The 25,749-nt window shown below is 72.0% G+C and carries 22 protein-coding genes; 14 read left to right on the top strand and 8 right to left on the bottom strand.

Going from position 1 to position 25,749, the window contains the following annotated elements; translation table 11 throughout:
- The first annotated feature begins 34 nt into the window (after positions 1–34).
- The 3 genes from ACF1G2_RS24740 (at position 35) to ACF1G2_RS24730 (ending at position 5,829) form a co-directional block, all read left to right on the top strand.
- Positions 35–1,822 (top strand): hypothetical protein, encoded by a 1,788-nt coding sequence (locus tag ACF1G2_RS24740; RefSeq protein WP_391800346.1) that lies wholly within the window; start codon positions 35–37, stop codon positions 1,820–1,822.
- A 65-nt stretch (positions 1,823–1,887) separates the two neighbouring features.
- Positions 1,888–3,327, top strand: a complete 1,440-nt coding sequence (locus tag ACF1G2_RS24735; protein ID WP_391800345.1) for a trehalose-6-phosphate synthase — start codon at positions 1,888–1,890, stop codon at positions 3,325–3,327.
- A 186-nt stretch (positions 3,328–3,513) separates the two neighbouring features.
- Positions 3,514–5,829 carry an immune inhibitor A domain-containing protein gene (locus tag ACF1G2_RS24730; RefSeq protein WP_391800344.1) on the top strand — a complete coding sequence of 772 codons (2,316 nt, stop codon included), beginning with the start codon at positions 3,514–3,516 and terminating at the stop codon, positions 5,827–5,829.
- Between the two features lie 40 nt (positions 5,830–5,869).
- On the opposite strand, the gene otsB is transcribed toward ACF1G2_RS24730, so the two are convergent.
- Genes otsB through ACF1G2_RS24715 form a run of 3 tightly spaced genes read right to left on the bottom strand, consistent with a single transcriptional unit; the run spans position 5,870 to position 8,319 of the window.
- Positions 5,870–6,712, bottom strand: a complete 843-nt coding sequence (gene otsB, locus ACF1G2_RS24725) for a trehalose-phosphatase (protein ID WP_391800343.1) — start codon at positions 6,710–6,712, stop codon at positions 5,870–5,872.
- 23 nt (positions 6,713–6,735) lie between these two features.
- Positions 6,736–7,035 (bottom strand): DUF3263 domain-containing protein, encoded by a 300-nt coding sequence (locus tag ACF1G2_RS24720; RefSeq protein WP_391800342.1) that lies wholly within the window; start codon positions 7,033–7,035, stop codon positions 6,736–6,738.
- Between the two features lie 12 nt (positions 7,036–7,047).
- Positions 7,048–8,319 carry an ABC transporter substrate-binding protein gene (locus tag ACF1G2_RS24715; protein WP_391800341.1) on the bottom strand — a complete coding sequence of 424 codons (1,272 nt, stop codon included), beginning with the start codon at positions 8,317–8,319 and terminating at the stop codon, positions 7,048–7,050.
- Positions 8,320–8,528: 209 nt separating this feature from the next.
- Here ACF1G2_RS24715 and ACF1G2_RS24710 point away from each other — a divergent pair, with 209 nt between their 5' ends.
- The 5 genes from ACF1G2_RS24710 (at position 8,529) to ACF1G2_RS24690 (ending at position 14,900) form a co-directional block, all read left to right on the top strand.
- Complete coding sequence (locus ACF1G2_RS24710; RefSeq protein ID WP_391800340.1) at positions 8,529–9,467, top strand: ROK family protein; 939 nt, start codon at positions 8,529–8,531, stop codon at positions 9,465–9,467.
- The gene (nagA, locus tag ACF1G2_RS24705; protein WP_391800339.1) at positions 9,467–10,612 is read left to right on the top strand and encodes an N-acetylglucosamine-6-phosphate deacetylase; all 1,146 of its coding nucleotides are present in this window, start codon (positions 9,467–9,469) and stop codon (positions 10,610–10,612) included. Before ACF1G2_RS24710 ends, nagA begins: the two co-directional genes overlap by 1 nt.
- 124 nt (positions 10,613–10,736) lie before the next feature.
- The gene (locus tag ACF1G2_RS24700; RefSeq protein WP_391800338.1) at positions 10,737–11,663 is read left to right on the top strand and encodes a 1-phosphofructokinase family hexose kinase; all 927 of its coding nucleotides are present in this window, start codon (positions 10,737–10,739) and stop codon (positions 11,661–11,663) included.
- Positions 11,664–11,850: 187 nt separating this feature from the next.
- Positions 11,851–12,996, top strand: a complete 1,146-nt coding sequence (locus ACF1G2_RS24695) for a hypothetical protein (protein WP_391800337.1) — start codon at positions 11,851–11,853, stop codon at positions 12,994–12,996.
- A 38-nt stretch (positions 12,997–13,034) separates the two neighbouring features.
- On the top strand, positions 13,035–14,900 hold the full coding sequence (locus ACF1G2_RS24690; RefSeq protein ID WP_391800336.1) for a glycosyltransferase: 1,866 nt from the start codon (positions 13,035–13,037) through the stop codon (positions 14,898–14,900).
- A 76-nt stretch (positions 14,901–14,976) separates the two neighbouring features.
- Here the strand turns inward: ACF1G2_RS24690 and ACF1G2_RS24685 are convergent, their stop codons facing one another.
- Together ACF1G2_RS24685 and cdgB are read right to left on the bottom strand one after the other, a co-directional pair.
- Positions 14,977–15,945 (bottom strand): CBM35 domain-containing protein, encoded by a 969-nt coding sequence (locus tag ACF1G2_RS24685; protein ID WP_391800335.1) that lies wholly within the window; start codon positions 15,943–15,945, stop codon positions 14,977–14,979.
- Positions 15,946–16,052: 107 nt separating this feature from the next.
- The gene (gene cdgB, locus ACF1G2_RS24680; RefSeq protein WP_391800334.1) at positions 16,053–17,675 is read right to left on the bottom strand and encodes a diguanylate cyclase CdgB; all 1,623 of its coding nucleotides are present in this window, start codon (positions 17,673–17,675) and stop codon (positions 16,053–16,055) included.
- 337 nt (positions 17,676–18,012) lie between these two features.
- On the opposite strand from cdgB, the gene ACF1G2_RS24675 reads away from it, so the two are divergent.
- Positions 18,013–18,579, top strand: coding sequence for a flavin reductase family protein (locus ACF1G2_RS24675; protein ID WP_391800333.1), 567 nt, complete (start codon positions 18,013–18,015; stop codon positions 18,577–18,579).
- An 84-nt stretch (positions 18,580–18,663) separates the two neighbouring features.
- On the opposite strand, the gene arfB is transcribed toward ACF1G2_RS24675, so the two are convergent.
- The gene (gene arfB / locus ACF1G2_RS24670) at positions 18,664–19,101 is read right to left on the bottom strand and encodes an alternative ribosome rescue aminoacyl-tRNA hydrolase ArfB (RefSeq protein ID WP_361676583.1); all 438 of its coding nucleotides are present in this window, start codon (positions 19,099–19,101) and stop codon (positions 18,664–18,666) included.
- A 138-nt stretch (positions 19,102–19,239) separates the two neighbouring features.
- Between arfB and ACF1G2_RS24665 the strand changes: the two genes are divergently transcribed.
- From ACF1G2_RS24665 to ACF1G2_RS24650, 4 genes are all read left to right on the top strand, one after another.
- Entirely contained in the window at positions 19,240–19,815 is a 576-nt protein-coding gene (locus tag ACF1G2_RS24665) for a TerD family protein (RefSeq protein WP_352190192.1), read from the top strand.
- A 179-nt stretch (positions 19,816–19,994) separates the two neighbouring features.
- On the top strand, positions 19,995–20,564 hold the full coding sequence (locus ACF1G2_RS24660; protein ID WP_391800332.1) for a GNAT family N-acetyltransferase: 570 nt from the start codon (positions 19,995–19,997) through the stop codon (positions 20,562–20,564).
- Between the two features lie 42 nt (positions 20,565–20,606).
- Positions 20,607–21,014: a YciI family protein gene (locus tag ACF1G2_RS24655; protein ID WP_391800331.1), complete on the top strand. Its 408-nt coding sequence runs from the start codon at positions 20,607–20,609 to the stop codon at positions 21,012–21,014.
- 8 nt (positions 21,015–21,022) lie between these two features.
- A complete protein-coding gene (locus ACF1G2_RS24650; RefSeq protein WP_391800527.1) occupies positions 21,023–22,168 on the top strand; it encodes an RNA polymerase sigma factor in 1,146 nt (381 codons plus the stop codon).
- A gap of 46 nt (positions 22,169–22,214) precedes the next feature.
- Here the strand turns inward: ACF1G2_RS24650 and ACF1G2_RS24645 are convergent, their stop codons facing one another.
- Positions 22,215–23,624, bottom strand: a complete 1,410-nt coding sequence (locus ACF1G2_RS24645) for a M1 family metallopeptidase (RefSeq protein ID WP_391800330.1) — start codon at positions 23,622–23,624, stop codon at positions 22,215–22,217.
- Positions 23,625–23,768: 144 nt separating this feature from the next.
- Entirely contained in the window at positions 23,769–24,311 is a 543-nt protein-coding gene (locus tag ACF1G2_RS24640) for a heme-binding protein (RefSeq protein ID WP_391800329.1), read from the bottom strand.
- A 294-nt stretch (positions 24,312–24,605) separates the two neighbouring features.
- On the opposite strand from ACF1G2_RS24640, the gene ACF1G2_RS24635 reads away from it, so the two are divergent.
- Positions 24,606–25,736: a sensor histidine kinase gene (locus tag ACF1G2_RS24635; protein WP_391800526.1), complete on the top strand. Its 1,131-nt coding sequence runs from the start codon at positions 24,606–24,608 to the stop codon at positions 25,734–25,736.
- The last annotated feature ends 13 nt before the right edge of the window (positions 25,737–25,749 follow it).

Here is a 25,749-nt window from a genome sequence, read left to right as displayed (position 1 = left end):
CATACATTTCCGTTCTATGCCGTTCACCCCACGAATGACCACGTTGCCGGCGGCGCTCGGCCTCGCCGTCGGCTCACTCGGTTCGCTCGGCTCGCTCACCCTCGCCGCGGCCGGTCCGGCCGCGGCGGACGTGGTGGAGCCCTTCGGCAAACGCTACGAAGCCTCGCTGTACGGCGACTTCACGACCGTCGGCGCCACCGCTGCCGTGACAGCCGGCACCGAGTCCGGGTCCGGGTCCGGCACCGGCTCCGGGACCGCCCGCGTCGTGATCCCGGCCGGCGCCAAGGTCGCGTACGCCCGGCTCTTCTGGGGCGGGCACGACGGCACGTACAGAACGGCCAGCGGGGCCCTGTCGAAGCGGTGCGCCGGCTCCGGTCGCGAGGCCGCGACCACGTCGGGCGACCACGCCACGACCGAACCGCGCATCAAGGTCGGGGCGGGCCCGGAGACGACGGTCTCGATCGACAGCATGGTGACCGACCCGGCCGACATCGGCGGCGCGCACCACTACACGGGCGAGTCGGACGTCACGGCCGCGTTCGCGGGCGTGACCGGCACCGACGCGACGGTCGCGGTCGGCGGCATCTGGACGGCGCGGGGCACGGGCTGTGTGGCGGGCTGGTCCCTGACGGTGGTCCACGAGTTCCCCGGCCCCGAGCCGGCCTTCGCCCCGGAACGGCGGGCCGTCCGCGTCTACGGCGGGCACGTCCTCCAGCGGCCCACCTCCCCCGCGACCACGGTCGCCGTCGACGGCTTCCACCGGACGGCGGGCCGGGCGCGGGCGAGCGTGACGGCCTACGGCGGCGGGAGCACACCGGGCGCCGGCTTCCTCGTGGACGGCAGGAGCGTCACCGCGGCCCACCCCTCCGGTGGCCCGGGCGCCTCCCTCGTCACAGCGTTCGAGATCCCGGAGGGCACCCTTCCGGAGGGCGCCCGTTCGGCGGAGCTGACGTTCACCCCGACGGGCGACACGTACGTGCCCTCCGCGCTCGCCTTCTCCGTACCGGTGCCCGACCTGGAGATCACCAGGACGGCGAACCCGCGGAAGGTGAAGCCGGGCGACACCGTCACGTACACGATCACGGCGAAGAACACCGGCCGCCTCGACCATCAGGACGCCCGGTTCAGCGACGACCTGACGGGCACCCTGGACGACGCCGTCTACAACGGCGACGCGAAGGCGTCGATCGGCGCCGCGACGTACGACGGACGCTCGATCGCCTATACGGGCGACATTCCGGCGGGCGCGACGGCGAGGATCACCTACTCGATGACGGTCGACGACCCGGTGCGCGGTGACGGCAGGCTGACGAGTGGCGTCGAGGCCGCGTCACCGCGCACGAACTGCGGTCCGGGCAGCGAGGATCCGGCCTGTGCCGGGACCCCGGTCATCGCCCTGCCGAAGCCGAGCGCGACGCCCACGCCCACGCCGACGCCCACGCCGACGCCGACTGCCACGACCACAGGGACCCCGACTCCGGCTCCGACCCCGACCCCGAAGCGGACGGACCCGGTGGACCCGAAGGCCCCGGAAAACCCGGAGGATCCGGACGCCACCGCATCGTCCTCGCCGACCGGGGCTCCGACCCCGACCCCGTACCCGTACCCGGATCCGAGCGAGCCCGAGGTCGGGCTGCTCGCCGCCCCCGCCACCCACGAGCCGCGCACGACCGCCCCCCACGGCCCGCACGGCCCCGGCGGCACGATGGCCGAGACCGGATCGAGCGGCGAGCGGCTGTGGCTGCTCGGCGGTCTCGCACTCGCCCTGGCGGCCACCGGTGTGGTGGCCAAGGCGGCCCTCCGCGGGCGCCGCGAGCCATGAGGCGTGGATTCGCCAGACTTGTATACGTACGTTTGAGCGTTTACGTGACGGGCTAGGTTCGCGACATGGCTTCTGTGCTCGTGGCGTCCAACCGGGGTCCGGTCTCGTATGCCCTCGCCGCCGACGGGACGCTCACCGCCCGGCGCGGCGGGGGCGGTCTCGTCTCCGGGCTGAGCGCCGTGTCCTCCCAGGACAGCGTGTGGGTGTGCGCGGCGCTCGGGGACGGCGACCGCGAGGCGGTGCGGCGCGGGGTGACCGAGCCCGGCGTGCGCATGCTGGGCATCGCCCCCGAGGTGTACGCCGACGCGTACAACGGGATCGCGAACTCGGTGCTGTGGTTCCTCCACCACCATCTGTACGACGTGCCCCACGAGCCGGTCTTCGACGCGGAGTTCCGGCGCCGCTGGGAGTCGTACCGCGTCTACAACCGGGCCTTCGCCGAGGAGCTGGCGGCCCGGGCCGACGAGGGCGCGGCGGTCCTGGTGCAGGACTACCACCTGGCGCTGGTCCCCGGGCAGCTCCGCGAGCTGCGGCCGGACCTGCGGATCGGCCACTTCACGCACACGCCGTGGGCTTCGCCGGAGTACATGCGGATGCTGCCCGAGGACGTCCGCGAGGAGCTTCTGTGGGGGATGCTCGGCGCGGACGAGCTCGGTTTCCACACCTGGGGATGGGCGTCGTCGTTCGTCGCCGGCGCGCACATCGACAGCGCGCGCGGGTCGGCGGACGGATCCATGCCGAGCGGTGATCCCTGGCAGGGGGTGCACCACCGCAGGGCGGGAGGAGAGCCACGGCGCACCCGCGTCCGGGTCCATCCCCTGGGTGTCGACGGCGACGACCTCCGCTCACTCGCCCACACCCCCGAGGTCGACGACCGGCTGGCCGCGCTGCGGGCCGAGATCGGCGACCGGAGGACGATCGTGCGGGTGGACCGCACGGAGCTGTCGAAGAACATCGTCCGTGGCCTGCTGGCGTACCGGGAGCTGCTTCGCGAGCGCCCGGAGTGGCGGGGCGGGGTCGTCCACCTGGCCTCGGCGTACCCCTCACGCCAGGACCTGGCGGTCTACCGCTCCTACACGGAGGCGGTCGCCCGGCTCGCGGAGGAGATCAACACCGAGTTCGGCACCGACGACTGGCAGCCGGTGCTGCTGTCGGTAAGGGACGACTTCCCGCGCTCCCTCGCGGCGTACCGGCTGGCGGACGTGGCGCTGATCAACCCGGTCCGCGACGGGATGAACCTGGTGGCGAAGGAGATCCCGGTGGTCTCGGAGGCGGGGTGCGCGCTGGTGCTCTCCACGGGCGCCGGCGCCTACGACGAGCTGCGCGAGGACGCCCTGACGGTCAATCCGTTCGACGTCTCGGAGACCGCCCGCGCCCTGCACCGCGCGCTGACGATGCCCCCCGCCGAGCGCGCGGACCGTTCGAAGCGCCTGGCCGCCGCCGCGACCGCGCTGCCGCCGCAGCGGTGGTTCCTGGACCAGCTGGACGCCCTGCGTCGGGCCTGACCGACGCAGCCCTGGCCGCGGTCCGGTGGAACCCGGCCCGCTGCGGCGGATTTTCCGCGATCAACCCCTCCTCGCAGCGACTCCTTTCGTGTCAGACTCTGCCGCGATCGTTCCCCCAGGCGATCCGCAGGCGACAAAGAGAACCACGCGAACCATGCGATGCATGCATGCGAAGGGATCGCAGACGTGAAGAGATTTGTCGTGGGCATGACCGTCGGGTCGGCGCTCACCGCGCTCCTCGCCACGGGGCTACAGCCCGCCGTGGCACAGGAGCTCCAGAACACGTCGTCGGAAGCCTCGGGGACCACCTCCGCGCCCCGGTCCGACAACCGTCCAGGACCGCTCACGAAGCAGCGCACCGAGCTGCGCGAGCAGGCGATCGACAGGATCGCCAAGGGGAAGGCCAAGGCGAACGCCCGCGGAGTGGTCGAGATCGCCCCCGGCAAGTTCGTCGAGACCACGACCACCACGGCCGTCCGCGAGGAGAAGATCTTCACCATCCTCTCCGAGTTCGGCGACCAGGCAGCCGGGAAGTACGGCACGGTCCCCGGCCCGCTCCACAACGAGATACCCCAGCCGGACCGGAGCGTGGACAACTCCAACGCCTGGACCGCCGATTTCGACAAGGCGTACTACGAGAACCTCTTCAACGGCTCCGGCGAGTCGATGAAGACGTACTACGAGAAGCTGTCGGGCGGCCGCTACTCGGTGACCAACACCGTCGAGGAATGGGTCAAGGTCCCCGGCAACGCCTCCCTCTACGGCGACAACGCCGTCGAGGACACCGGCGGTTCGTGGGCCTTCGTCCAGGACACCGGCGACGCCTGGTGGAACGCCCGGATCGCGGCGGGCGAGACCCCTGCCGAGATCGACGCGTACCTCGCCCAGTTCGACGTCTGGGACCGCAACGACTGGGACCACGACGGCGACTTCGACGAGGCCGACGGCTACATCGACCACTTCCAGGCCGTCCACGCCGGCATGGGCGAGGACGCAGGCGGCGGCGCGCAGGGCGAGGACGCCATCTGGTCGCATCGCTGGTACGTCAACGGTGACGACTTCGGCCTGACCGGTCCGGACGTCGCCGGCACCCAGAACAAGGCGGGCGGCGCCCGGATCGGCCAGTCGAAGTACTGGCTGGGCGACTACACCACCGAGGGCGAGAACGGCGGACTCGGCGTCTTCTGCCACGAGTTCGGCCACGACCTCGGCCTGCCGGACTACTACGACACCGACGGCGGCGAGAACTCCACCGCCTTCTGGACGCTGATGAGCTCCGGTTCCTGGCTGAGCCACGGCGCCTCCGCCAACGCCGGCATCGGCACCCACCCGGGTCTGATGGGCGCCGAGGAGAAGCTGTTCCTCGGCTGGCTCGACCACGCGAACGCCGAGCTCGGCACCTCCGGCTCGTACACCCTGAACCCGGCGCAGTCCCAGGTCGCCGGCAAGGAGCAGGCGGTCCGCGTCGCGCTGCCGGACAAGACGAGCAGCACGAGCTACGCCACCCCGACCTCGGGCACGCACGCCTGGTGGACCGGCTCGGCCGACGGCCTGAACCAGTCCCTCACCCGGTCGGTCCCGGCCGCCTCGCGGGTCACCGTCAAGGCGAGCGCCTGGTACGAGATCGAGGCCGACTTCGACTACCTCTTCGCCGAGTACTCCCTCGACGGCGGCACGACCTGGGCCCGCGCGGGCGCGGCCGTCGACGGCTCCTCCGCCGGCAAGTGGACGACGCTGCGGTACGCGTACGACTCCCAGGGCAAGGCCTCGCTGTTCCGCTTCCGCTACCAGACGGACGGCGGTGTCCACTTCGCCGGCGCGTTCCTGGACGACATCTCGCTCTCCACCGGCGGGACGACGCTGGCGAGCGACGACGTCGAGCAGGGCGTGGGCGGCTGGACCGCCGGCGGCCGCTGGAAGATCTCGACCGGCACGGAGACGGCCACGTACCCGCGCTACTACCTGGTGGAGAACCGCGAGTACGTCGGCAGCGACGCACTCCTGGCCGAGGGCCCCTACCAGTTCAGCAAGGGCGTCACGGCACCCGACTGGGTGGAGTTCTTCCGGTACCAGAACGGCATGCTGGTCTGGTACGTCGACCGGTCCTACGACGACAACAACGTCAGCGCGCACCCGGGCGGCGGTCAGGCCATGGCGGTGGACGCCCGTCCGGCGCCGTTCCGGTTCGCCGACGGCACCGCCCCCAGCAACCGCCGTCAGCCCTTCGACGCGACCTTCGGCCTGGAGGCCACGGACGCGACCTGCCTCCACAAGGAGGCCCTGACGGGCAAGGGCAAGAGCCAGACGGTCGTCACCATGGCGGCGTGCGCGCCGTCGGTCCCGGGCATCGCGGTCTTCGACGACACGGACCCGAACGCGTACTACGACCCGGCCGCACCGCAGGCCAGCGTCAAGGTCGCGGGCCACGGCGTGAAGGTCACGGTCACCGGCGACGCCGGTGACGACCTGACGATCAGCGTGGTCAACCCGGCCGCGCACTGACACCCGGCGCGCACCGCCCCGCGGGGGCGGTGCGGGGGCCTCAGGCCTCCCGCACCGCCTCCGCCAGGTCCGTCAGGAACCGCACCACCCCCTGCGGCCCCGCCACCGACAGGTCGGCGCGGTCCGCGAGTTCCCCGACCTCCGTCGAGCCGCTGCAGACCAGCAGGCCCGGGGTGCCGTTCGAGCGGAGCTTCTCCACGGCCGCGAAGGCCGGCAGGTCGCCCAGGTCGTCGCCCGCGTACAGGACGGACCCGGCGCCCACCTCCCGTACGTACTCCGCGAGCGCCACACCCTTGTCCATGCCGGGAGGGCGCAGTTCGAGGACCATGCGGCCGGGTTCGAGGACCAGGCCGTGGCGGGTGGCGAGGTCGGCGAGCGGGCCTTTGAGGGCCTCGAACGCCGCCTGGGGGTCGGTCGAGCGGCGCGTGTGCACGGCGACCGCGCGGCCCTTCTCCTCGATCCAGGTGCCCGGCCAGGCGCCCACGCGGTCGAGGAAGCCGGGGAGCTCGGCGCGTACGGACGCCACTCCGGGGTGGACGGCGGAGGCCTGGACGGTGCCGGTGACCGCGTCCCAGCGCTCCGCGCCGTAGTGGCCGAGGACGACGAGGCGTTCGAGGCCGGGGACACCGGCGAAGCCGCCGTACCGTACCGCCACGCCCGCCGGGCGGCCCGTCACCACCGCCACCGAGGCGATCCGCGGGGCGAGGGCGGCGAGCGCGGGGACGGCGCCGGGGTGGGCCCGGGCCTGTTCGGGATCGGGGACGATCTCGGCGAGCGTCCCGTCGAAGTCGAGGGCGACGACGGCCTTCTCCGGCCGCGCGAGAAGCGCGGCCAGACCGTCGCGGCCTGCGGACGTGGTCGGGTGCGGAAGGCTGCTGACCATACGACGACCCTACCGACGCGGGCTCACCGGCGCTGCTCCTTCTCGGCACGGACCCGGCGCAGCCGGTTGACGGTCACCGGGTCGTGCCGGAGGGCGCGCGGGTCGTCGAGGAGGGCGTTGAGGAGCTGGTAGTAGCGGGTCGCGGAGAGGCCGAGCTGCTCGCGGACGGCGCGCTCCTTGGCACCGGGGCCGGGCCAGGAGCGGCGCTCGACGGCGAGCACGGCCCGCTCCCGCTCCCCGAGCCGGGCGTCACCGGCTCCCGCGTCACCGGCCCCGTCGCCGAACCCCTCGTCGACGGGTCCGGACTCGCTCGTGTCGGTCATACGAACAACCTATTACTCCGCGCCCTCGGCCGCCGTCGCCGCTCGTGCGATCTCGCCCAGCACGTCCGAGGGCTTCGCTCCCGGGGTGACGGCCTTGCCGATGTTCTGCTTGACGAGGTCGCTGACCTGGGCCCAGGACGTCTTGCCGACCGGCGGGAGCTGCGAGTTCGGCAGCTCCGTGAGGAACTCGCGCAGGCTCGCGTGCTCCTCGTCGCTCTCCATCCGGGAGAACGCGCTGACCGTCACCGGCAGCAGGTCGTTGTCGCCCGCGAACTTCAGCACGTTCTCGTCGCTGAAGACGAAGTCGAGGAAGTCGCCGATCTCCTCGCGGTGGCCGTTCTGCTTGAAGCCCATGATCCAGTCGGCGACGCCCATGGACGCCTTGGACCTGCCGTTCGCGCCGGGCAGCGCGACCTTGCCGACCTTGACGCCCTTCTTCTCGGCCTCCTGCATGAGCGAGGGGTGGCCGTTGAGCATGCCGACCTCACCGCGCGAGAAGGCGGCGAAGGCGTCCTTGCGGTTGAGCTTGCCGGGTGCGACGGGGCCGGTGAGCTTCTTCTGGACCAGGTTCGTCTTCAGCCAGTCGAAGGTCTCGACGTTCTGCTCGGAGTCGATCCGGTAGCGGTCGGTGCCGTCGGTGTAGCCGTCGCCGCCGCTGAGCAGCCACATCATCGTCTCGGCCTGCGCCTCCTCCGGGCCGAGCGGCAGTGCGAAGGGGTAGGTGACGTCCTTGGCCTTGAGTTTCTGCGCGGCGGTGGCCAGCTCGTCCCAGGTGGCCGGCGGCTTGCTGATGCCGGCCCGCTCGAAGAGGTCCTCGTTGTAGAAGAGCAGTCGGGTGGAGGCGACGAAGGGCAGGCCGTACTGGGTGCGCTTGTGCTCGCCGGCGGAGGCGAGGGGGGCCTGGAAGTTGGCCTGGACGGGTATGGAGAGCAGCTCGTCGGCGGAGTAGAGCTCGTCGGCCGCCGCGTAGTCGGCGTAGGCGCCGATCTGGGCGATGTCGGGGGCCTGACCGGCCTTGACCATCTCGGCGACCTTGCGGTCGACGTCGTTCCAGGACTCGATCTGGACCTCGACCTGGACGCCGGGGTGCTTCGCCTCGTAGGCGGTGGTGAGCTGTTCCCAGTACTTCTTGGTGGTGTCGCCACCGGTCAGGTCGTAGTCGGCCGCGACCAGCTTCAGGGTCACGTCGCCGGAGTCGCCACCGGTGAGACCGCAGCCGGAGAGCCCCGCGGTCATACCCAGCGCGGCGAACGTCGCGGTCAGTCCAAGAAATCGCCGCTGCACAGCGTCGCCCCACCCTCGTGCTCGTCGTTGAGCTGTGATTTTCACAGAAGAGGAAGCATAAGGTCTACACCACTTGGGTAGGCCTTCGGGATCGGGTGGAGACCTTGTGAAGCCGCGCACGGGCGGCCGTCACCCGGATTTGTATCCGTGCGCAACAATATGGGCCAGTGGACTAGACCTTTCGGCCCCGCACGCGCGAGACTGTTCCCGTGAGACACGTCATCGCCCTCGATGTGGGCGGCACCGGCATGAAGGCCGCCCTCGTCGGCGCGGACGGCACCCTGCTCCACGAGGCACGGCGCGCCACCGGGCGCGAACGCGGCCCCGAGGCCGTCGTCGAGACGATCCTCGACTTCGCGGCCGAGCTGCGCGCCTACGGACTGGAGCGGTACGGCGAGCCCGCCGCGGCCGCCGGAGTCGCCGTCCCCGGCATCGTCGACGCCGAGAACGGCATCGCCGTCTACGCCTCCAACCTCGGCTGGCGCGACGTCCCGATGCGCGCCCAGCTCAGCGAGCGCCTCGACGGCATCCCGGTCGCCCTCGGCCACGACGTCCGCACCGGCGGCCTCGCCGAGGGCCGGATCGGCGCCGGGAACGGCGCCGACCGCTTCCTCTTCGTACCGCTCGGCACCGGGATCGCCGGCGCCATCGGTATCGGCGGTGTCATCGAGGCCGGCGCCCACGGCTACGCCGGCGAGATCGGCCACATCGTCGTCCGCCCCGGCGGCACCGAGTGCGGCTGCGGCCAGCGCGGCTGCCTGGAGCGGTACGCCTCCGCCTCCGCCGTCTCCCTCGCCTGGGCCGCCGCCTCCGGCGACCCGGACGCCGACGCCGCCGACTGCGCCAAGGCCGTCGAGTCCGGCGACGCCAGGGCCGTACAGGTCTGGCAGGACGCCGTCGACGCGCTCGCCGACGGCCTGGTCACCGCGCTCACCCTGCTGGACCCCCGCACGCTCATCATCGGTGGCGGTCTCGCCGAGGCCGGGGAAACCTTGTTCACACCACTGAGGGCCGCCGTGGAGGAACGCGTCACGTTCCAGAAACTGCCCGCCGTCGTCCCCGCGGCCCTCGGGGACACCGCCGGATGCCTGGGCGCGGGCCTCCTCGCCTGGGATCTTCTCTCCCTCGACTCGGAGGTATCCGCCTGATGGCCGTTTCCACAGTTCTCGCCGGTGCCCGTGTGGTGCTGCCGACCGGCATCGTCGAGAACGGACGGGTGATCGTCGACGGCGGTCGCATCGCGGGCGCCGCGCCCGCCGACGCGCCCGCGCTCGACCTCACCGGCCATTGGGTCGTCCCCGGCTTCGTCGACATGCACAACCACGGCGGCGGCGGCGCCTCGTTCACCTCCGGCACCGTGGACGAGATCCTCACCGGCGTCCACACCCACCGGCTGCACGGCACCACCACCGTCGTCGCCTCCTTCGTGACCGGCGAGATGGACTTCCTGAGCACCCGCGCCGGGCTGCTCTCCGAACTCGCCGAACAGGGCGAGATCGCGGGCATCCACTTCGAGGGCCCGTTCATCGCGCCCTGCCGCAAGGGCGCGCACGACGAGACGCTGCTGCGCGACCCCGACCCGGCCGACGTCCGCAAGCTCATCGACGCCGCCCGCGGGCAGGCCAGGATGGTCACCCTCGCCACCGAACTGCCCGGCGGCATCGACTCCGTACGCCTGCTCGCCGAACACGGCGTGGTCGCCGCGATCGGCCACACCGACGCGACGTACGAGCAGACCGTCGAGGCCATCGACGCGGGCGCCACCGTGGCGACCCACCTCTACAACGCGATGCCCACCCTCGGCCACCGCGCGCCCGGTCCGATCGCCGCGCTCCTGGAGGACGAGCGGATCACGGTCGAGCTGATCAACGACGGCACCCATCTGCACCCGGCCGCCCTGGAGCTGGCGTTCCATCACGCCGGGCCGCGGCGGGTCGCGTTCATCACGGACGCCATGGACGCGGCTGGCTTCGGCGACGGCCGGTACATGCTCGGGCCGCTGGCCGTCGAGGTGAAGGACAGCGTCGCCCGGCTCGTCGAGGGCGGCTCCATCGCGGGCTCGACCCTCACCCTGGACCGCGCGTTCAAGCGCGCCGCGACCGTCGACGGGCTGCCCGTCGAGTCCGTCGTCCAGGCCATCTCCGCCAACCCGGCCCGGGTGCTCGGCATCGACGACCGGGTCGGCTCGCTCGAACCAGGCAAGGACGCCGACCTCGTCGTCCTCGACGCGGCCTTCGACGTCAAGGGCGTGATGCGCAAGGGCGCTTGGGTGGTTGAACCCGACCTGGCGTGATATCGCCCCATCAGCGGTACGGCGGTTGGTCCGGGGACTGGGCCAACCGCCTTCCGTTTGGCATGATCGTGGCGCGTTCTACGGCTGTTCCAGGAACTTTCGACGGGCTACGGGGGTACGGCAGGTGATTCTCACGGTCACCCTCAACACGGCGCTGGACCTCACGTACCGCGTCCCCGCCCTCACCCCGCACGCCTCCCACCGCGTGACGCAGGTGATCGAACGGCCCGGCGGCAAGGGCCTCAACGTCGCCCGTGTCCTCGCGGCCCTCGGCCACGAGACGGTCGTGACCGGCTTCGCGGGCGGCTCCACCGGCGAGATCCTGCGCGGGCACCTGACGGCGACCCCCGTCCGCGACGAGCTGGTCCCGATCGCGGGACACACCCGCCGCACCGTCGCGATCGCCGACACCACGACCGGCGACACCACCCAGCTGAACGAGCCGGGCCCGGCCATCACCCCCGCCGAGTGGACGGCCCTCACGGCCCGTTACACCGGCCTCCTCGCCGGCGCCTCCGCGGTGGCCCTCTGCGGCAGCCTCCCGCCCGGCATCCACGTCGGCGCGTACGCGGAGCTGATCCGGCTCGCCCGCGCCGCCGGCGTCCCCGTCCTCCTCGACACCAGCGGCGAGCCCCTCCGGCGCGGAATCGCGGCCCGCCCCGACGTGGTCAAGCCGAACGCCGACGAGCTGGCCCAGCTCACCGGCTCCCGCGAACCGCACCGCGCCACCCGCGACGCCCGCCGCCGCGGCGCGCACGCGGTGGTCTCCTCGCTGGGCCCCCAGGGCATGCTGGCCGCGACCCCCGACGGCCTCTGGCACGCGTCCCCGCCGGCCGCGGTGAAGGGCAACCCGACGGGCGCCGGAGACTCGGCCGTCGCGGGCCTCCTGGCCGGCCTGGTCGACCGCCTCCCCTGGCCGGACCGCCTCACCCAGGCGGTCGCCCTGTCGGCGGCGACGGTCCTCTCCCCGGTGGCGGGCGAGTTCGACCGGGGGGCGTACGAGGAACTGCTGACCCGGGTGACGGTCACGGAGCAGCCGGCGGCCGCGTAACGCAGCGAGAGGCCCCGCGGAACCGAAAGGTCCGACGGCGCTCACGCCTGCCGTCTTCCTGACGGCAGGCGTGAGCGCCGTCTTCCTGACGGGGTGCCATGAGAACACCTCCACAAACGATGATGATCGGACCGCATGCGCGATGTGAGGATGTGGGTGGGTTGATCGATCGTGAAGGAGAGTCGAGATGAGCGGCCAACTGGAACTTGCCGACGCATACGAAATGATCTATTCGGCGGCTTCGCGGATGATGTCGCAAGAGGAGCGTCCCGTGTGGCGCCTGGACAGTCCGGGCGGGCGGTGGTCGGAGGAGCGCCGGGCGGCATGGCGGGAGTTGGAGGCGGCGCTGTCCGTGTCCGAGGGCCCCGCGCCACAGGAGGGGGAACCCTCGGATCCGGCGCGCCATCTGATCTCCCGGCGTGCCGCCGGGCCGGTCGACCGCCCGATCACCTTCGCGGAGGCGGTGGCGGAGTGGGAGGCCCGGATGGCCGCGGACCCGGGCCCGTGGGAGGCCCGGATGGAGCCGTACGCGGACGACTACCTGGTACCGGGGCGGGCAGTGGTCATGCCCGAGGGTCACATGATGACGCTCACCTTCCCGTTCGCCGACCTGGTCAACCGACTGACGCCGGGTCGGCCTGCGCTGAAGATCACCGGGGATACGGCGGAGCTCAGCCGGCTGGTACACGCCGCAGCCGACGAACTGCGGGCGGCGATGGGCGCGAACGCCCCGACCTCGCACCCGGTCGGAGCAGTCGACGTGGCGCGCGTGTCCCACCGGCCTTCCGACGTGGACGACCTGCGGGCGCGATACGACGCGCTGTTCCTCGCGGCCCGGCGCGCATCGGACAACATGCCCACCCTGGAGTACATGCGGCAAACCGGGGATGCCTCCGTAAGTCCCCTCACTGCGAAGGCGGCGCAGGATGTTCAGAATCTCCTGGCCGGGCGGTCGCGGGTGTTCTGGCGGGAGCGGCACGAGCTGATCGACCCGAGCGTGCACACGACCGCGGGAGTGGACTGGCCCGAGGGCCGGCCGGTTCCCGGCCCGGTCGGAGCCGACGTGAAGTTCTTCGCGCGCAGCGCGGAGCTCGGACGGAAGCCGAGGCCACCGCACCCTGGAGAGGTACGCATCTTCCGCGAGAAGGGCGACCCGGACGACGTCGCCATCTCCGCCGTTCGCGCAGGAATCCTGGCGGAGATCCTCGACGAGTACGCCGCAAGGATCCACCCAGGAGCGGAATCCGGCATCATCCACTTCTCCGCCTACGACCTGACCGACTTCATCGACGAGGGAATCGGCCGAGAACTGCGGGAAACCTACGGATTCTGACGTGGGGCATGCGGTGATCGAAGAAAAACGGGGGATCGATGGCTGACCAGCGGTACAACATTCTCGTCGTGTCGGACAACAGCGGCAGAGGCTACGGGGGTGTCGAAGTCTTCAACCAGCAGATGGCCGAGGCTCTCGCCCGCCAACACAACGTCACACTGCTCACGGCCAACCCTGACATGCCCCAGCACGAAGGCATTCAGAGGCAGGTGACGACGCGCCCCCCGGAGGGCGTGAAGAGACGGGACTGGATCGAGCATCTCGCCGGCCAGGACCCTACGGAGTACGGGCTTGAAGACCCGGCGAACCAGCCCTACGACATCATCATGGGGCACTCGCGCTTCTCCGGACCGGCCGTTGCCCTGATGCGGGAGAAGTACGAGAGCTCACGCACGGTGCATTTCCTGCACACAAGCCCCGAACGACTTCCATTCGTGAAGGGACTTTCCCACGAAGAGGCGACGGAAAAGGCCGTCGAGGACTCTTCGATCGAACGCCTGGCCATGGCGCGCGCGGACGTCGTGGCCGGCGTCGGCCCTCTCCTCTCGGAAGCGAGCAGACAGCTTTCCTCGGAGGGTGCGCACATCCCACATTCCCATGAAGTCATCCCGGGCACCCGAATATACGATCCGGTGCAGCACGACCCTGCACCGGATCGACTGAACCTCTTGGTCATGGGGCGGGTCGACGATCCCCTCAAGGGCGTGGACGACGCCGCAGAGGCGGTACGCCTGCTGAACGAATCCGGCGTTCCGGTCCACCTCACCGTCCGGGGCGTCAAGGATGAGGAAATGGCGTCGGCGGTGGCCAAACTCGCAAGGCTCAGTGGCGGAAACGCAACGGTCAAGGGCCGCACGAGCAACGTGGAAGAGCTCAATGAGGACATCAGGGGCTCCCACGCGGTGATCATGCCTTCGAAGCACGAGGGTTACGGCATGGTGGCCGCCGAGGGACTCGCCCATGGCGTCCCCGTCCTGGTCAACGAGGAGAGCGGCGCCGCGATGTTCTTCCAGGACACCGATCGGGTGCCGGCGGAGATCGGCCAACGGTGCGTGGTACCCGAGCCGACCGACGGCACCCCCCGTTCAAGGGAATGGTTCCAGGCGATCAGCCAGTTTCATCGCGAGCTCCCGCAGCGCCAAGCCGACGCCCTCTACCTGCGGGAAGTACTCCAGCAGTATTCCTGGGACCACGCCATGCAGGCCCTGGTCCAGGCGACCATGGAGCAGACGCCGCTGCCGCAGCGCGGCCCCGAGATGATGGTCACCGCCCAGGAGCGGGACGCGGCCCGCACGGTCCAGGGGCCGAACGGGCAGGTACTGCGGCCCGAGGCGCCGGAACAAAGCCAACAGACACCGCAGCAGGCGGTGATCGGCCAACAGCGGCAGGGGCCCGGGCAGGAAGGCCCGGAGCAGGAAGGTCCGGAGCAGGAAGGTCCGGAGCAGGAGGGTCCGGGGCCGCGAACCCCCGGGCCGCAGACTCCGGCGCCCGCGACCCCCGGGCAGCAGACTCCAGCACCGCAGCCCCCCGGTCAGCAGACCCCGGCGCCGCAGACTCCCGGCCAGCAGCCCCCCGGTCAGGAGAATCCCGCGCCGCAGACCCCCGCGCCGCAGACCCCGGCCCCGCAGACCCCCGGCCAGCAGACCCCCGCACCGGAGCAGCCCCGCCCCACGTGGCAGGCGGGGTTCACGCACACCCAACCCGCCACCGGAAGTGGCCCCCGTACCGCCGCTCCCGAGAACTCGGCGCCCTCGTGGCAGGCGGGCTTCACCCACCAGCAGCCCGGCGCCGCCGAGCGGCGCGGTACCTCTGTACCCGCGCCTGGCGCCGGAGAGAGCGGTCCGGGACGGGCCGGGCCCCAGCAGGCGCCGCCCAGCCCCCGCGGCGACGGGGTCGGCATGTGAGTCGGCGCCGGGTGGACGCGTGATGCGTCCACCCGGCGCCGGGTGCTGTATCAGGGTGCCCTACGGGGGCGCCGGCTCAGAGGTTGCTGATCTTCACCCAGTCGAGGATCACGTCGCACTGGTTCCCCTGCTCGCAGGAGAGCTTGATCGTGTTCTGGCCCTTCTGGAGCGAGACCTGCGACCAGGTGGTCTGCCAGTTCTTCTCCAGGTTCGGGTCCGACGAACCGATGAAGTTCTTCAGGTTCATCGGGTTCGTGTTCGCCTTGTCGTTGACGGTCACGGTGGCGTTGGCGTCCTTCGCGGGGACCGCGTACCGGACTTCCATCTTGTACGTGCCGGCCTCGGGGACCTCGGTCTTCCAGGTCGCGGACGCACCGACGCTGTTGAATCCGGCCACGTAGGTGCCGCCCGCACCCTTCGCGCCCTTGATGGTCTTCTCGAGGTGCGCGCTGCCGCCGAGCTGGAGGACCGCCGCGTCCTGCTGCGGAAGTTCTGCCGGCGAGTCGTCGGGGCTGGGCTCGGCGCTCGGGCTCTGGGTGACCTCCGAGGAGCCGCCGGTCGGCTTGCCGCCCGCGGCACCGCCGTCGGTCTCCTCGCCGCCCTTGTTGGTGATGATGGCGGCCGTGATTCCGATCACGACGACCGCGACGACCGCGATCGCGCCGAGCAGCAGGCCGCGTGTGTTGGGGCCCCGGCCGCCGCCACCGCCGCGCTGGGGCGGGATCGTCGACTGCCGGGTCTGCTGATTGCCCGGGTACGTCTCGGGTGCCGCGTACTGCGGATGCGGCTGGCCGTACCCCGGCTGCTGCGGGACCTGCCCGGGCGGCGGACCGTACTGCTGCTGGCCGCCGTACTGGCGCTCGCCGACCGTTCTGACCTGGTTGTACGAGGTTCGCGGGACACCCGGCTGCGCGGCCGGTCCGGGGTAGCCGTAGCCACCGCCCTGACCCGGGGGCTGGGCGCCCGCCGCCTGGCCGTCCGCGTACAGGTAGCCGAACGGATCGTCGTTCTCGGGCGTGTTCGCGCCGTCGTTACCGGCAGCCATCCGGTCACTCCTATCCCATGCTCGCCAGCCGTCGCCGACCGGCCGAGCCTACCCCGAACGGGGAAGTCGACGATCCGGTCCTTGACAAGGAGGGGTGCCGTGGGCCGCTATCCGGCGCGCCTGTGGACCTTGGCGCGCGACCGCTTCTCGATGTACATCCGCTGGTCGGCGGAGTTCAGGACCTCTTCGACGGTCATGCCGCACTCGGCCCAGCCGATGCCGAAACTCGCCCCGACGCGGACCGCCCGGCCGTCGACCCGGATCGGCGGAATGATGGCGTTTCGGAGCCTCACGGCGAGGTCCGCGGCGTCGGCGGCGCCGAGGCCGTCGGCGAGGACGACGAACTCGTCACCTCCGAGACGGGCGACCGTGTCCCCGTCCCGTACGCCGGTGGTGAGCCGCCGGGCGACCTCGATGAGGACCGCGTCGCCGGTGTGGTGCCCGAAACGGTCGTTGATCGACTTGAAGCCGTCGAGGTCGCAGAAGAGCACCGCGAGCCCCTTCGTGCCGTCGTCGATCTCCCCGCCGGCGGGCGCGACGGAGTGGACGTGGTGGTCGTACGGCCCGCCGGCGCCGGGCCCGGCGTCGAAGCCGAAGCCGTGCTCGTGCCCGTACGGGGCGTCGTAGTCGGTCTCGGGGCTGGCGTGCGGGCGCTCGCAGAGCCGGGCGCTGAGCCGGGAGCGCAGCTCGGCGCTGTTGGGCAGGCCGGTGAGCGCGTCGTGGGAGGCGCGGTGGGCGAGCTGCAGCTCATGGCGCTTGCGCTCCTCGATGTCCTCGACGTGGGTGAGGAGGAAGCGGGGCCCGTCGGCGGTGTCGGCGACGACCGAGTTGCGGAGGGAGACCCAGACGTACGTCCCGTCGCGGCGGGCGAGCCGCAGCTCGGCGCGGCCGCCCTCCGCGGAGGTGCGCAGCAGGGTCCCGATGTCCTCGGGGTGGACGAGGTCGGCGAAGGAGTAGCGGCGCATCACGGAGGCCGGCCGGCCGAGGAGTCGGCAGAGGGCGTCGTTGGTGCGCAGCAGCCGGCCGTGCTGGTCGCCGCCCATCTCGGCGATGGCCATGCCGGAGGGGGCGTACTCGAAGGCCTGGCGGAACGACTCTTCACTGGCGCGCAGGGCCTGCTGCTCCCGCTCCAGACGGACCAGGGCGCGCTGCATGTTTGCTCGCAGCCGGGCGTTGCTGATCGCAATCGCCGACTGCGAGGCGTACATCTGCAGGGCCTCCTGGCCCCAGGGGCCGGGGTGCCTGCCGTTACGGGGCCGGTCGACGGAGATGACGCCGAGAAGCTCGCGTCCGGAGCCGGAGGAGTACATCGGGGCGTAGAGGCGGTCGTGCGGATGCCACTCGTCCTCGAAGCGCGGGGCGGGGCCTTCGGTGTGCCACTGGGGGACGTCGTCCTCGATGAGGACCCAGCCCTCGGTGTGCGGTATGAACCGCAGGTCACCCCAGGCGACACCCATGGAGAGGCGGCGCTCCCAGGACGCGCGGGAGCCGACGCGGCCGGTGATCAGCGCTTCGGCCGCGGGACTGCCGGCGAAGGCGGCGACGACGAGATCTCCGTCGGGGCGTACGAGGTTGACGCAGGCCAGCTCATAGTTGAGGCCCGCGACGATGCCGTTGGCGACGGTCTGCAGGGTGTCCGCCAGACTGCGGGCTGTATTGAGGTCGGCCACGACCTGATGCAGCTGCCGCAGGGTCGCAAGACGGACGTACGGCTCCGACTCGGTCTCCATCGCTCGCTCTCCCCGAGACCTCGACAGCAACTCCAGGGTTCTCATCGGCTCTCGTACTGCACTGTCTCCGCCACTGAATCACAGCGAGCTGTGCACCCGGTACACAGGGTCAACAAATACTGCGCTCTGTGACTCAAGTCACAAGACGTGATGAAGCGTGCCAGGGGGCACCGGAAACCGACCCCCACCCTTCCTGAACGCAAAGTGAACGGCGGGCGACCAGCAGGGGCTTCACGTGTCACCGCTTCCGGGACCGAGGTCCTAGGACCGGCGGGGGTGCCCGGTCTGGTCCCGGGGCCCGATGTCACGGCCCACGGGGCGGAGCTAGCGTGCGGATGTGCTGACGACGACCCTCACCTCGCCCCCCACCTCGGATCTGGCGATCCCTCATGCTGAGGGGGTGAGCAACGACGAGTTCCGGGCGGCGATGTCCCGCCTCGCGGCGGGCGTGGTCCTGGTGACGGCCCACGACCCGGACGACGGGCCGCGCGGCGAGGACGTCGGGATGACCGCGACCGCGTTCATGTCGGTCTCCCTGGACCCGCCGCTGGTCATGGTGAGCCTGCGCAACGGCTCCCGCATGGACGACCTGCTGACGGAGGTCCCCGTCTGGGCGGTCTCGGTACTCGCGGAGAACCAGCGCCATGTCGCGGGCCGTTTCGCGATGAAGGGCCGGGTGAGCGACCGTCTCCTCTTCGCGGACATCCCGTACACCCGGGGCGAGGAGAGCGGCGCGCCCCTGGTGACCGGCGCGCTGGCGACGCTCGAATGCCGTACGGAGAACCGCGTGGTGGCGGGTGACCACACCCTGGTGGTGGCCCGCGTCCTGACGTCGTCGGTGCCGAGCGCGACGCAGGACTCCCCGCTGACGTACTTCCGGGGCAAGTACCGGCACCTGGCCTGAGCCGCCGAGGACGCGGCCCAGACGCGGCACAGGGTTCGCCCACGTGCTGAGCGGGTCAGGCCCGCTCTCGGCCCCACTCGCCCGTCAGCCCCAGTCGCGGCCCTGGCGGCCCCGCTTCGTCTCCGAGCGCTGCTTCTTCACCCTCAGCCGGCGCTCGTTGATCCCCCGCGGGATCTTCGTCGCCCGGCGCGGCTTCGGCGGCGGGGCCGTCGCCTCCGCGAGGAGCGCGGCGAGACGCACCGCCGCCGTCTCGCGGTTGCGCCACTGCGAGCGGTGCTCCGACGCGCGGACCGTCACGACCCCGCCCACCAGCCGCGAGGCCAGCCGTTCCAGGGCACGCGCCTTCCAGACCTCGGGCAGCGCCTCCGTCGACGCCAGGTCGAAACGGAGCTCCACCTGCGAGTCACTGGTGTTGACGTGCTGCCCGCCCGGCCCCGACGACCGCGAGAAACGCCACATGAGCTCGGCCTCGGGCAGCGAGACGGAGCCGCGGATCAGATAGGGACCGGACATGTCATCCATGTTCCCCGGACCGGCTCCCGCGCGTCATCCTGTTTTCGCACCGCGGCGACACCGGTCCTGGACCGTGGAACCGGCGGGGCACCGTCCGCGTTATCCCGTGTGACGACATCACGAAGGTCACGAAGAAAGGCACATCCCATGGCTGTAAGCCTGTCCAAGGGCGGCAATGTCTCCCTGACCAAGGAGGCTCCGGGCCTGACCGCCGTCACCGTGGGCCTCGGCTGGGACGTCCGCACGACCACCGGCACGGACTTCGACCTCGACGCCTCGGCCATCGGCGTCGACGCCGCCGGCAAGGTCGCCTCCGACGCGCACTTCGTCTTCTTCAACAACAAGTCCACGCCGGACCAGACCATCGTCCACACCGGTGACAACCGCACCGGCGAGGGCGGCGGCGACGACGAGCAGATCAACGTGAACCTCGCCGCGCTGCCCCCGAACGTGGACAAGATCGTCTTCCCGGTCTCCATCTACGACGCGGTCAACCGCACGCAGAACTTCGGCCAGGTCCGGAACGCGTACATCCGCATCATCAACCAGGCCGGCGGCGCCGAGATCGCCCGCTACGACCTCTCCGAGGACGCCGCCGTCGAGACCGCGATGGTCTTCGGCGAGCTGTACCGCAACGGCCAGGAGTGGAAGTTCCGCGCGGTCGGCCAGGGTTACGCCTCGGGCCTGGAGGGCATCGCCCGCGACTTCGGCGTCAACCTCTGACGTACGTACGGCGGTAGGACGGCTCCAGCCACACAGGCAGGGCCGCCACACAGCCAGGCAGCCGTACGGGCAGGCAGCCCGCAGCAGCCCGCACAGGCAGGCAGCCGCACAGGCGGCCGAAGCCGTCCCCAGGGTGAGCCCCGGCGCGACCACCGCGCCGGGGCTCTACCCTTGCCCGCGTGATCGTCGAACCGCTCACCCCGGCCGAGGCCCACGCGCTCCCCGGCCCGCTGCTCACCGAACTCACGGCGCTGTTCGCCTCGAACCGGGCCTTCCACGAACTGACCGGCGACTTCCCCGACCCCGACGACATCCGGCCCGAACAGGTCGCCGCCGCCCTCGCCGACGAGTTCGCGCAGCCCGGCACCGAGGTGCTGCTGGCCCGCTCCGAGGGCCGGCTCGCCGGGATCGCCGTCACGCTCGCCCACCACCCCGACCCGGCCGACCCCGACCCCTGGCTCGGGCTGCTCATGATCGAGGGCGGCGCCCACCGCACCGGTCACGGCCGACGGCTCGCCGCCGCCGTCGAGGACCGCTTCCGCGCCGCGGGCCGTACGGGACTCAGGCTCGCGGTCCTGGAGGACAACGCGAAGGCCCTCGCGTTCTGGACCGCCCTCGGCTACGAGGAGACCGCGCGCCGGCCCGACCGCGCCCGCGCGCGGCCCTGCGTCGTCCTCCGTAAGGAACTCGCGGAGAAGAAGTCCGGCGGTGATGTCGAGAACGCGCAACCGGCTCCGTCCCCGAAGTGAACGTGACCACAATGGGTCGCATCAGCACCGAGGAGAACCACCATGGCCAAGTACCTGCTGCTCAAGCACTACCGTGGCGCTCCGGCTGCGGTGAACGACGTCCCCATGGACCGGTGGACGCCGGAGGAGATCTCGGCGCACATGCAGTACATGCAGGACTTCGCGGACCGGCTGGAGAAGTCCGGCGAGTTCGTCGACGGTCAGGCGCTCGCACCCGAGGGTGCGTGGGTCCGGTACGACGGTGAGGGGCGCCCGCCGGTCACCGACGGCCCCTTCGCCGAGACCAAGGACCTCATCGCCGGCTGGATGATCATCGACGTCGACAGCTACGACCGCGCCGTCGAACTGGCCGGGGAGCTGTCGGCCGCCCCCGGGGCGGGCGGCAAGCCGATCCACGAGTGGCTGGAACTGCGCCCGTTCTACGGTGTGCGGCCCACCGTCACCGAGTGAGCTCACCGATGGACGAGGCACAGCTCCGGAGCCTCACACCGGGCGTCCTCGCGATCCTCGTCCGCCGCGGAGCCGACTTCGCGGCGGCCGAGGACGCTGTCCAGGACGCCCTGCTCGAGGCCGTCCGCGTCTGGCCGGCCGATCTTCCCCGGGACCCCAAGGGCTGGCTGGTCACCGTGGCCTGGCGCAAATTCCTCGACGCGACCCGGGCCGACACCGCCCGCCGCCGCCGTGAGGACCGCGTCGACGAGGAGCCGCCGCCCGGCCCCGCACCCGCGGTGGACGACACGCTCCAGCTCTACTTCCTGTGCGCCCACCCGTCGCTGACGCCCTCGTCCGCGGTCGCGCTCACCCTGCGCGCCGTCGGCGGGCTGACCACCCGCCAGATCGCCCACGCCTACCTGGTGCCGGAGGCGACGATGGCGCAGCGGATCAGCCGGGCCAAGCGCACCGTCTCAGGGGTCCGGTTCGACCGGCCCGGCGACGTCGCCACCGTGCTGCGCGTCCTCTACCTGGTCTTCAACGAGGGCTACTCGGGAGACGTCGACCTCGCCGCCGAGGCCGTCCGGCTCACCCGGCAGCTCGCGGCCGTGATCGACCATCCCGAAGTGGCGGGGCTGCTCGCCCTGATGCTCCTCCACCACGCCCGGCGCGCCTCCCGGACCGCACCGGACGGCAGCCTGGTCCCGCTCGCCGAGCAGGACCGCGGCCGATGGGACACCCGGGCGATCGCCGAGGGGGTACGGATCCTGCAGGCGGCCCTCGCCCGCGACCGGCTCGGCGAGTTCCAGGCCCAGGCCGCCATCGCGGCGCTCCACGCGGACGCGCCGACCGCCGAGGAGACCGACTGGGTGCAGATCGTCGAGTGGTACGACGAGCTCGCGCGGCTGACCGACAGTCCGGTGGTCCGGCTCAACCGCGCGGTGGCGGTCGGCGAGGCCGACGGCCCGCGCGCGGGCCTGGCGGCGCTCGCCGCACTGGACGACTCCCTGCCGCGCCACACGGCGGTCGCCGCCTACCTGCACGAGCGGGACGGGGACGGGGTGACGGCGGCGCGGCTCTACGCCGACGCGGCCCGCAGGGCCCCCAACCTCGCCGAACGCGACTACCTGACGCGCCAGGCAGCCCGCCTCAACACCGAGGGGCAGGGCTGACGGGCCCACACTGCCGGGGGGGCACGGACCGGGCCGGGGGCCACCGTCACGGCGTGGCCGGCCGGCCCTTCCCGTACAACCACTCGTCCCACACCTCGTCGTCGAGATCCCGACCCGCCACGTCCTCCACATAGGCCGTGAAGTCGGCGGTGGAGGCGGTGCCGTGACGGTGGGCCGCGGGCCAGCCCGCGAGGATCTCGAAGAACTTCTCGTCACCGACCGCCTGCCGGATCTTGTGCACCACCATCGCGCCCCGCTGGTACACCGGCGGGTCGAAGAGGTTCTCCGCCGCGGGCGGCTCGGCCGGCGGGAAGGCCCAGTTGGCGTCCACGGGGAACGCCGACTCGAAGCTGCGCTGCGCCGGGGTGTCTTCGAAGTCCTCCGCGTACAGCCACTCCGCGTACACCGCGAAGCCCTCACTGAGCCAGATGTCCTGCCAGGTCGCGGGCGTGACCGAGTTGCCGTACCACTGGTGCGCCAGCTCGTGGGCGAGGATCTCCGGTGTGAACGCGTCCTGCGGGAAGACCGGCCGGGTCTGGGTCTCCAGCGCGTAGCCCGCGTCCGCGGTCCGTTCGACGATCGCGCCCGTGGCGGAGAAGGGGTACGGGCCGAAGTTCTCCTCCTGCCAGGCGACGACCTCGGGGATACGGTCCAGCAGCGGCGCGCTCTTCGCGGCGACGGTCGGGTCCGCGGCGGTCAGGACGGGCAGCCCGGACGGGGTCGCCGAGGCCTTCGTCACGTACCGGCCCACGCCGACGGTCGCGAGATAGCTGGCCATCGGCTCGGCGACGCTCCATACGGACGTCGTCCGGCCGTTCGCGGTGCGCTCCGAGGTCCGCACACCGTTGGAGACCGCCTGCGTCCCGGCGGGGACGGTGAGCGTGATGTCGTACGTCGCCTTGTCGGAGGGGTGGTGGTTGCCGGGGAACCAGGCCATGGAGCCGGTCGGCTGACCGAGCGCGAGCGCCCCGTCCGCGGTCCGCAGCCAGCCCTCCTGCGAGCCGTCCGCGTCCGTGATCGTTCGGGGTACGCCGGCGTACGTGACCTTGGCGCGGAACACGTCGCCCTTGTCGATGTCGTCGCGGGGCCGGAGCGTCAGCTCGTTCCCGGCCCGGTTGACCGCGGCCGGGACGTCGTCCACGGAGGCCGACATGACGGAGAGACCGGCGAGGTCGAGGTTGAAGGCGCTGAGGTCCTGCGTGGCACGGGCCGTGATCATGGCCGTGGCGTCGAGCCGGCCCTGCCGGGGCTCGTAGCGGAGGTCGAGCGCGTAGTGGGTGACGTCGTAGCCGCCGTTGCCGAGCTTGGGGAAGTACGGGTCGCGCAGCCCGGCCGCGCCGGGCGTACCGCTCACCCCGCCCACGTCGACGCCGCCGTCCGCGGCCGCGGTGCAGCCGCCGAGGACGAGCAGCGCGGCGAGGACTCCTGCCAGGCCGGCTCTGCTCCGTATGTCCACCAGTCGATCTTAGGCAGGGGTACGGCTCGGGTGCCGCTCGGCGGGCGTACGGCGACGGGTGCCGCCCGACGGGGGTCCGGGCGGCACCCAGATCGTGCGGGCGCGTACGCGAGGCCGCGTACGCGGGGCCGCACGGGGCCACGGTTACTTCGAGAGCGACGCGAGGCCCGCCTGCGCGAACTTCTCGTCGAGGTCGCCGCTGGGCGCACCGGCGACACCGATGCCGGCGATCGGCGCGCCCTTGGCGGTCACCGGGACGCCGCCGCCGAGGAACAGGGTGCCGGGGATGTCCTTCAGGTTCGGGGCCTGGGCGAGGCGCTTGGCCAGCTCCGAGGTCGGGGCGTTCCAGGAGACCGCGGTGAACGCCTTGCGCTCGGCCGACTCGTACGACTGCGGGCCGGCGCCGTCGCCGCGCAGGGTCACGATGGTGTTGCCGTTGCGGTCGACGACGGCGACCGTGATCCGCTGGTTCTCGTCCTCTGCGGCGTCCAGGGTGGCCTGCGCGGCCTCGGTGGCGGCGTCGATCGTCAGGTGCGTGGTCTGCTGGAGGTTCTTGTTCGACGCGTCGGCCTTGGCGGCGACGGCGGGCGCGGCGGCCGGGGCGGAGGCGTTCGCGGAGACGGCGCCGAACGTGCCGGCGGCGGCGATGGCGACGGTGGCGGCACCGAAGACGATCTTCTTCTTCATGACGGGCTCCTTGGGGCTGTGGCGGTGGTCGGTCCGGTTCGAGGCGGGTCGTTCGTTCGCTCCGCCATCGATCCTCCGGCCGGAACCGGGCCCGTACGGTCCACGGACCGGATGCCGCCGTCGCGCATGATGGACGACGGGGGTGTCAGCCGATCGGTTGATGCCCCTCTGGTCCTCCTGGGCCAGCATGGATACGTATCCCCAGGTCAGAAGGTTTCTCCACCGGTCAGAGGAGTACGTGTGACGGCGCAGGACCCCGACGCGGACCCGGACGCGCGCTGGCTCGCGCGGGTCATGCACCTCGCCTTCTTCCTCCTCCTCGGCGCGTCCCTGGCCCGCTTCCTGCTGCGGCACCCGTGGGAGGACCGCAGCCCGTGGATCGTCGCCCTCTCCGGCGCGCTCGCCGCCCTGTATCTCCTCGGCCCCGTGCTCGGCACCCGCCCGACCCCGCGCCGGATCGCCTGGCTGGTCACGGTCGTCGCCGTGTGGATGCTCCTGGTGGTCCTCGCGCCGAGCTTCGCGTGGTGCGCGGTGCCCCTCTTCTACACCGGCATGCGCACGCTGCCGCCGCGGGCCGCGCTCGTCCTCGTCACCCTCCTCAGCGTCTTCGTCGTGACCGCGCAGGTCCAGCTCTCGGACGACGGCTTCGACCCCAACCTGATCGTCGCCCCGCCGGCCGTCGCGGCGATCGCCACCGCCGTCTTCGTCCACGCACAGCGGCAGGCGGAGCGGCAGCGTGCGCTGATCGACGACCTGATCCGGACCCGCCGCGAGCTGGCCGCGACCGAGCGCCGTGAGGGCACCCTCGCCGAACGCCAGCGGCTGTCGATGGAGATCCACGACACCCTGGCGCAGGGCCTGTCCAGCCAGCAGATGCTGCTCCAGGCGGCCGAGCGGACCTGGGACGGCGATCCGTCGACCGCGCGCCGCCATGTCCGTACCGCCGAGTCCATCGCCGAGCGCAATCTCGCCGAGGCCCGCCGCTTCGTCCACGACCTCGCCCCGGCCGACCTCGCCGAGGGCGGCGGCCTGGAGGAGGCGCTGCGGATGCTGGCCGGGCGGGAGTCGGCCGCGTTCCGGGTCGACGGGGCACCGGTGGCCCTGCCCGAGCGCGCACAGTCGGCGCTGCTGCGCATCGCGCAGGGCGCCCTCGCCAACGTCCGCGAGCACGCGGGCGCCACCTCCGCCGCGCTGACCCTGACGTACCTCGACGACCAGGTCGTCCTCGACATCGCCGACGACGGGCGCGGCTTCGACGCCTCCGCGGCGCGCGACGGCGCGGGGGTGCGCGGCCACGGCCTGCCCGCGATGCGGGCGCGGGTACGCCAGCTCGGCGGCACGCTGACGGTGGAGTCCACCCCGGGCGAGGGCACGGTCCTCTCGGCCGCGATCCCCTTGCCCACGAACCTGGAGGCGGGCCGATGACGGCCCACGAACC

This window comes from Streptomyces sp. NPDC013457 (assembly GCF_043089925.1).
Lineage (GTDB): Bacteria > Actinomycetota > Actinomycetes > Streptomycetales > Streptomycetaceae > Streptomyces.
The sequence above is the reverse complement of the archived record's forward strand: the minus strand, read 5'-3'. Positions and strand labels throughout refer to the sequence as shown.